Below are 7,514 nucleotides of genomic sequence, written 5' to 3'. Positions count from 1 at the left end.
CATAAGAGGCAGTCATGCTTCCAACTCCCTTGTTGAGATCCGCAAAACCCCAACAGGATAAGCCGAAAGGCCGGAAGTGTGACTGTCCCTCAATCATTCGCAGTGATCCGTTCTCTCCGGAGGCGACCTCTTTCATGTCACCTCCCTTACAAATTAGCTTCCAGGGTGCGCGCTCGCATCGCGCCTACGTCGCGACCGGTCGGCGTCGAGCTCAAATACAGTCGACGAACGGCGGCGAACGCAAGAGGCCACGTACGAAATCGCCCATATCGTCTTTGTATGACAGTATTTATTAAGGGAGCAGGTGAGGCTCGCCCGAGCTATAGTCTCGGGCGGAGACCAAAAGGACTCAGGCCGCCAATATGGTGATCCCATGGGCGTTGGCTGCGGCGTTCATGCGGTCCCGCGTTTCCGCTGACGGCGCCGCCTTCGGCGGTTCCTGCGAGCCAGCTGCCTCCAGAAATTCCACCATGTCGCTGTCGACGATAGCCGAGAAGATGGCGGCCTGATGGCCGGGATTGGAGTAGGCGTGCGGCTGGTTCGCCTCGATGCGGACGATGTCGCCGGTCGTCGCCTCGAACTCGTCGATGCCGTTCTCCGTCGCGCGGCGGATCGTCAGCCGACCCTCGATGATCCTGAAGACCTCGGGACTGGCGTGGCGGTGCAGCGGCGTCCGGCTGCCCGCCGGCACGGTAATGTCGAAGATGTTGAGCCAGGCTCCTTGCAGACGAGCCCGTCGCTCGATCCGATCGCCCAGCACGAAGAACACCTTCGCGCTCGCCTGGGCAGGCGCTTTTACAAATGAGTTGGACATCATGTCTCGCTTTTCTTTTTCTTGGCGGCGAGCCCGTTAGACCTTTCCAAGGTCAATGGCAACTGGCTTCAAGTCCGTCGTGGTTGGCGTTTTCAGCGTCGGCCGGCATATGGGCAATGATCCTGTCGGCATCAAGACGGTGCGGCGTATCRCCCCTTTGCGGCTCTCTTCGTCCGAGAGCGGCCGCATGTCCAGCACAGCTGGCGGAATATCAGCGACGAGCCGGGCCAGATGTTCGGGACCGTCACACCTGGAGGCTGCGAGCAGCTGTTCATCGACATCGAAGCACTCAATGCCGATACGCCCGAGAAAATTGCAGTGATCGAGGCGCGCCTGGGGATCATCAACGATGTCACGCTGGCCCTCAATTTGGCGAGCGTGAAGCAAGGACAGGTTACCGGCACCGCATTGGCGCCTACCATTTAAGGCTGCAGCACTCTCCTGGCCCTCGCTCTGCGCCGCCAGAATGCGTTTGGCGACTTCCCCCAAAGCCTTTGCATTGTCCTTGGCGATGGACGCCGCGATGGCCTGCAGCGCTGCAATATGAATCGCAACCACAGTAACGCTACAAACTGCAGCACTCGTTTTGATTGAAGTCGGTTGCGGTCGAGCCGTCAGAACTGCGTGATGACACTGATCCCGACTCCTTCGGCCTGATCCAGCGTCATCAAGCCCGGGATCGCCTCTTGAAGCGTGATGCGCCGGCCGATTAGCTTCTGTGGCGCGATCTTGCCTGACGTCAGCATCGACAGCATCGCATCGTAGCGCCAGGCCTGCATGCCGTGGCTGCCGTAGATCTCCAGCTCGTGGCCGATCACCTGCGCCATCGGGATCTGCGGTGTCGCATATTCGCCGACCATGAGGCCGACCTGCACATGCCGCCCGCGCCGGCGCAGGTTCTTGATCGAGTTGAAGCAGGTGACGGGATGGCCGAGCGCGTCGATCGAGACATGCGCGCCACCCTTGGTGATCTCGCGAACCGCTTGCGCCACATCGGCGACGCTCTTCGCATTGATCGTGGCCACCGCGCCGCAGTCGCGCGCGAAGGCGAGCTTCTCGTCGGAGAGATCGATACCGATGGCGTTGGCACCAAGCGCCGTTGCGATCATGATCGCCGATAGGCCGACGCCCCCGCAGCCGTGAACGGCGATCCATTCGCCGGGACCGGTGCGCGCCTGGTCGGCAACGGCGCGAAACGACGTCGCAAAGCGGCAGCCGAGGCTTGCCGCCGTCGCATCGTCGATGCTGTCGGGAAGGTGCACGAGGTTGGTGTCGGCATAATCGATCGCCACGTATTCCGCAAACGAACCCCAATGCGTGAAGCCGGGCTGGAACTGGTTCGGGCAGACCTGCTGGTTGCCGGAATGGCATTCGCCGCAATGGCCGCAGCCGGACACGAAGGGTACGGTCACGCGATCGCCGACCTTGAAGCGCACGACGCCCTTGCCCGTTGCGACGACCTTGCCGGCCAGTTCATGGCCCGGCACATGCGGCAGCTTGATATCAGGATCATGGCCCATCCAGCCGTGCCAGTCGCTGCGGCAGAGCCCGGTCGCGCCGACGGCAATGACCACGCCATCCTCGCTGGGCGTGGGGTCGGGCAGGGCGCGAATTTCGGGAGCCTTCTCAAAGGCGTCGTAGAATATGGCTTTCATCGATTTTACTCCCTATCAGCCGCAGCGATTCCGACGGATGATGCCACGCCGTCGGCGTCGCATCCAATCGCGCCATCCATGATTTTCCGTGATATACCCATCGATGGCGCGCAAGGGATCGCGCACGAATATTACGCCCTGGAAAGCCTCGTCGCCATTTTCTTGCGTAGGGTTCCAGGCCGCGGATTTCCGCTTGACCGGCTCTTCGCGCGGGGATTTTGCTCTTCGGACTTTTCAAGGAGAATGCCCATGGCCGTCGACACATCGCCCCGTTCAACCACCTGGACCTACGTCGAGGGAGAGTGGCTCACCGGCAATCCGCCGCTGATCGGGCCGACCTCGCATGCCATGTGGTTAGCCTCGACGGTCTTCGATGGGGCGCGTTGGTTCGACGGCATCGCGCCGGATCTCGACCGGCATTGCCAGCGCGTCAATCGCTCGGCGATCAACATGGGCCTGAAGCCCGTCAAGACCGCTGAGGAGATCGAGGCGCTTGCCTGGGAAGGCATCAAGAGGTTCGACGGCAAGACGCCTGTTTACATCAAGCCGATGTATTGGGGCGAGCATGGTTCGGCCGGCAGCGTCGTCACCGTCGACGGTGAATCCACCCGCTTCGCCCTTTGCCTGTTCGAAGCCCCGCTCGGCAACAATGCGCCGAATTCGCTGACCGTCTCGCCCTATCGCCGCCCGTCGCCGGAAACGGCGATGACGGATGCCAAGGCCGGCTCGCTCTATCCGAACAGCGGCCGTGCCATTGCCGAGGCCAAAAGCCGTGGTTTCGACAATGCCCTGATGCGCGACATGAACGGCAACGTTGCGGAGACGGCGTCCTCCAACATCTTCATGGTCAAGGACGGCATCGTCGCGACGCCGATCGCCAACCGCACCTTCCTTGCCGGCATCACCCGCGCCCGCGTCATCGGCCTGCTGCGCAAGGCGGGCTTCGAGGTTCGGGAAGTGACGCTCTCGGTCGAGGATTTCATGAACGCCGACGAGATCTTCACGACGGGCAATTACTCCAAGGTCGTTGGCGTCAATCGCCTCGATGGCCGCGACTTCCAGCAAGGGCCGGTCACGCGCAAGGCGCTCGAACTTTATATGGATTGGGCCTTCGGCCGCAGCGAAAGCGACAGCTAAGTCTGTTGCCTCGGATCTGAATACAATGGCCGCGCTTGCCGCGGCCATTCGCTCGGCTGTAGGGAGGAGAGCCGACATCTCTTTGTTCGAACGACCGAGAAGCCCGCGTCATGATCGTGCGCCCCCGTCCCAGCCTGCTTAAACTCTTCTTCATTCTCCGCGGTTCGATCATAAAGCAGGTTTTTCCGCAGATCCTGCTGACCGGTTTCCTGTCCTCGCTCGTGGTTCTCGTCCACAGCGTCTGGCCGGGTGTCCTGCCGATTTTCAGCGGTGCGCCTTTCGCGCTTCTCGGCATCGCGATCTCCATCTTCCTCGGCTTCCGCAACAACGCCTGCTATGACCGCTGGTGGGAGGCGCGCAAGCAGTGGGGACAGATGATCTTTTCGGCGCGTCACTTCGCGCGGCAGACGCTGATCCTCGAAACGGCGCATGGCGAGGCCGGGGCCGAAGCGCGCAGACGCCTGGTCACGCTCGTCATCGCCTTCATCCAGTCGCTGGTGCCGCATCTGCGTGCTGGCAGTGGCCGCGAAAAGGTCGAACGCCGGCTGTCGCCTGAGCTGAAAACCCGCTATCACGCGAGCCGCACGCCGCCGGAGGCGATTTCGCTGGAAATTTCCCGGGAGCTTGCCGATCTGCGTGCCAAGGACATGCTGTCAGACATCTCCTATCAGATACTCGACAAGACGCTCGGAGAGCTGACGCTGGCGCAGGCCTCCTGCGAACGCATCCGCTGGACACCGGTGCCGTTCGGCTACACGCTTCTGCTCCACCGCACGGCGCATCTCTTCTGCCTGCTGCTGCCGTTCGGCTTCGACGACGTTCTCGGCTGGTTCATGCCGTTTGCGACGGCGCTGGTCGCCTACACCTTCTTCGGCCTCGATGCGCTGGGCGACGAGCTGGAAGCGCCCTTCGGCAACCAGCCGAACGCGCTGCCGATCGGCGCCCTTGCCGACACGATCGAGATCAATCTGCGCGAAGCGCTGGGAGATACGGACCTGCCGCCGCTCCCGGTGCCGGTCGACTACCTGCTGATGTAGCGGCTACCTCGCCATCTGTTTTGGCCGCACGAGCCACGCGTAGGCAGCGCCGGCAATCAAAAGCACGCAGGTTCCGAGGAACACCGCCCGCATGCCGATATGGCCGCCGACGAAGCCGCCGAGCACCGGACCGGCGACCTGACCGACATATTGCGAGGAGACCGACAGCCCGAGGATGCTGCCGGCCGCACTGTCCGGGACATTATGGCGGATGACCGCGGAGATGCAGGGCAGAAGCCCGCCGAGCGCGATCCCCATCAGGAAGCGCAGGATGATCAGCTGCCAGGAGCTGGTCACGAATGCCTGCGGGATCAGCAGCAGGCCGGCGAAGGCAAGGGCACCCGCAATGACCGGCCAGTGGCCGATCCGGTCGGCAAGCTTGCCGAGACGCGAGGCCGACAGGATGCTCCCGAGCGCTGCCGCCGACATGACGATGCCTGCTATCATCGTCACCCTGCCGGGATCTTCCGCCAGCTGCGCGACGTAGACGGTGATGATCGGCTCGATCGACATGTTGGCGAGCATCAGCAGCATGCCGGTGGCGAGCATCGCAATGACGGGACCCTTGTCGGGGATCGAGGCCCAGCCGCCGCTTGCCTTCGCGGCCTGCTTGCGGGCAGGGGACTTCTCTTCCTTGATCAGGAAGGTGGTTGCAAGGAACGCCAGGAAAATCATCCCACCGGCGGCGAGGAAGGTGTTGCGGATGCCGATCAACGGCGGCAGCGCGCCGCCGATCAGCGGCCCGACGAGGTTGCCGGCCATGATGCCGGAAGCGAGTACACCGAGCGCCCATGCGGATCGATCCTTCGGCGTCTGCGTCGCAACCAGCACCATCGAGCCGGACGAATAGCCGCCCGCAAGGCCGACGAACAGGCGCAACGCCACCAGCTGCCAGACGTTGTCAGCCATGCCCATCAGCGAGATCGCGACCGTCATCCCGGCGCTGGCGCGCACCAGCATCAACTTGCGCCCGTAGATATCGCCAAGCCGGCCCCAGAGCGGCGCCACGAAGGCGGCGGCCAGAAAGGTCGCGCCATAGGCGATGCCCGACCACTGCACGATCGCCGCGTGGTTACTGACCCCAAGCTCCTCGACATAGAGGGGCAGGAAGGGCAGCAGCAGCGTCATCGCGACAATCGTCGTGAAGGAGCCGAGCAAGGAAATGACCAGATTGCGCTTCCAGTAGATCGAGCCGCTCTCGACAACGGCTGCGTCCCATTTGGTATCGGTCATTTCGTGGCCTTTGCATTGATCGTATACGTCAGTTCAGCCGCGCCGGAGGCAAGGACATGTCCCTTTGCGGCGGCAAGAAAATCGGCGCGGGTGAAGGCGTCGGGAAGCGTGAGCCTTTCGGTGTCGAGCGCATAGACCGTTACGCGGTAGCGATGGATGCGGAGATCGTTCCACGGTGGGCACGCGCCCATATAGCCGCCGTAGGGACCATCCTTCAAGAACCCAGCGAAGCCATTCTGGCCGCGGCGGCCATGATCGGTCATCTCCAGTGGCAATCCGCCCGGCGGCAAGCCGTCGCCATCGGCTCCTTCGGCGAGCTTTGTGACCGTGGCCGGGATGTCAGCAAGGATCCAGTGCGTGAATTCCGTCCGGGGCAGGTCGTGCGCGATCACCGTTCCGTCCTTGTTGAGCAGCGAGAGGTCTTGCGGCACATCCGGATCGGTCATGGCAAGCGCATAGGACCGCGTGCCTGCCGGTTCCTTCGACCAGGACAAGGCTGGGCTCTTGTTCTTGCCAGCCGCCGCCTTGCCGTCGGCCGCGATGCAGGAAGCGTTCTGCTCCGGCAAGGTGCCGCCCTTGCCGCTCTTTTCGAAGGTGACCGTCAAATCCGAGGCGAGGGTCGGCAACGCGCCGAGAGCAAGAATGAGGGTCGCTGCCGTTATCGTTTTACGCATGAGCGTGTCTCCTTTTCGATGAGACAGCTCTAACAATCGTGATGATCGCCTGATGCGCAGAAACGCTCAAAGAATTGTCGGAAAAGCTCAAACATTTGCCACGTGCTGCCTGGCTCGCATGCGCTCGGCGAAGCGTCGCGGCGAACGATAGCCGGCCGCAAGCGCCGCCTCGCGGAGCGAGATCCCTTCCTCCGAGAGCAGCGTTGCCGCAAGGTCCACACGCACCTCCGTCAGCAGGTCGCGCAAGGACGTCGATTCCGCCGTCAGCCGGCGCCGCAACGTCGCGTTGCTGGTGCCGAGCTCGGCGGCGATCGCATGGGCGGTCCAAGACTTGTCCGGCTGCCAGCGGATGAGCGAGCGCACCGCGTCGCTCGTTGTCTTCGGCTTGACCGGCAGGACGCCGCGCATGCCAAGCACCGTCAACACCTCCATCACGCGATGCTCGATCAGCAGGGCAGGCAGCGTCCCGCTCGTCAGGCCCTCGCCGGCATGGTGGATCGCGGCGGCAAGAACCGTGTCGAGCGGCAAATCGATCGGCCGAACCGCCCGCTGCGGCGGGAACGAACGCGCCGCCCGCGCGACAAGTTCGTCGGGGAAGCCGATGAAGATCGCCCGGTAGACGCCGCTGGCAGGATCAGGGTCATTGACGACATCGCCGCGCCAACCGCCGGGCAGGACCAGAACGGTGCCCGCGCCAAAGCGCATCTGCCGTCCCATGGTCACGAGTTCCTTCGAACCCTCGACGATGACCACGATCGAAGCGCGCGGAAAGGCGCAGCCGGCGATGCGTTCGCGCTCTCGGGTCACGAAGGTAAAGAGCGCGGAGAACTGCTCCGCCACCTCAGGCAACGCCCGCGGGCGATTGTCCTTGGCGGCAAGCTTCTGCAGCCGCTCCAACATGGTTTGCGCTTCCGACATGCGATCGTCCGTCATCGATGATGGCGATGATCTTGAACCATCGCCG

General features: G+C 63.2%; 7 protein-coding genes and 1 pseudogene. 3 read left to right on the top strand and 5 right to left on the bottom strand.

Annotated elements, in window-relative coordinates; translation table 11 throughout:
- Window positions 1-349: 349 nt before the first annotated feature.
- Window positions 350-817, bottom strand: a complete 468-nt coding sequence (locus AC1DPR_RS23935; RefSeq protein WP_112824408.1) for a cupin domain-containing protein — start codon at window positions 815-817, stop codon at window positions 350-352.
- A gap of 180 nt (window positions 818-997) precedes the next feature.
- Here AC1DPR_RS23935 and AC1DPR_RS23930 point away from each other — a divergent pair.
- Window positions 998-1,240 (top strand): annotated as a pseudogene (locus tag AC1DPR_RS23930) (hypothetical protein); the annotation flags it as partial.
- A 188-nt stretch (window positions 1,241-1,428) separates the two neighbouring features.
- On the opposite strand, the gene AC1DPR_RS23925 reads toward AC1DPR_RS23930, so the two are convergent.
- Window positions 1,429-2,469 (bottom strand): zinc-dependent alcohol dehydrogenase family protein, encoded by a 1,041-nt coding sequence (locus AC1DPR_RS23925; RefSeq protein WP_113471786.1) that lies wholly within the window; start codon window positions 2,467-2,469, stop codon window positions 1,429-1,431.
- 249 nt (window positions 2,470-2,718) lie between these two features.
- Between AC1DPR_RS23925 and AC1DPR_RS23920 the strand changes: the two genes are divergently transcribed.
- Complete coding sequence (locus AC1DPR_RS23920; protein WP_113471785.1) at window positions 2,719-3,606, top strand: branched-chain amino acid aminotransferase; 888 nt, start codon at window positions 2,719-2,721, stop codon at window positions 3,604-3,606.
- A 110-nt stretch (window positions 3,607-3,716) separates the two neighbouring features.
- Window positions 3,717-4,643 carry a bestrophin family protein gene (locus AC1DPR_RS23915; protein ID WP_113471784.1) on the top strand — a complete coding sequence of 309 codons (927 nt, stop codon included), beginning with the start codon at window positions 3,717-3,719 and terminating at the stop codon, window positions 4,641-4,643.
- 3 nt (window positions 4,644-4,646) lie between these two features.
- On the opposite strand, the gene AC1DPR_RS23910 is transcribed toward AC1DPR_RS23915, so the two are convergent.
- From AC1DPR_RS23910 to AC1DPR_RS23900, 3 genes are all read right to left on the bottom strand, one after another.
- Entirely contained in the window at window positions 4,647-5,876 is a 1,230-nt protein-coding gene (locus AC1DPR_RS23910; RefSeq protein WP_113471783.1) for a multidrug efflux MFS transporter, read from the bottom strand.
- On the bottom strand, window positions 5,873-6,550 hold the full coding sequence (locus AC1DPR_RS23905; protein ID WP_113471782.1) for a YbhB/YbcL family Raf kinase inhibitor-like protein: 678 nt from the start codon (window positions 6,548-6,550) through the stop codon (window positions 5,873-5,875). Before AC1DPR_RS23905 ends, AC1DPR_RS23910 begins: the two co-directional genes overlap by 4 nt.
- An 87-nt stretch (window positions 6,551-6,637) precedes the next feature.
- A complete protein-coding gene (locus AC1DPR_RS23900; protein ID WP_113471788.1) occupies window positions 6,638-7,468 on the bottom strand; it encodes a helix-turn-helix domain-containing protein in 831 nt (276 codons plus the stop codon).
- Between the last annotated feature and the right edge of the window lie 46 nt (window positions 7,469-7,514).

Source organism: Rhizobium sp. 01T417, from assembly GCF_056398905.1.
The sequence above is the reverse complement of the archived record's forward strand: the minus strand, read 5'-3'. Positions and strand labels throughout refer to the sequence as shown.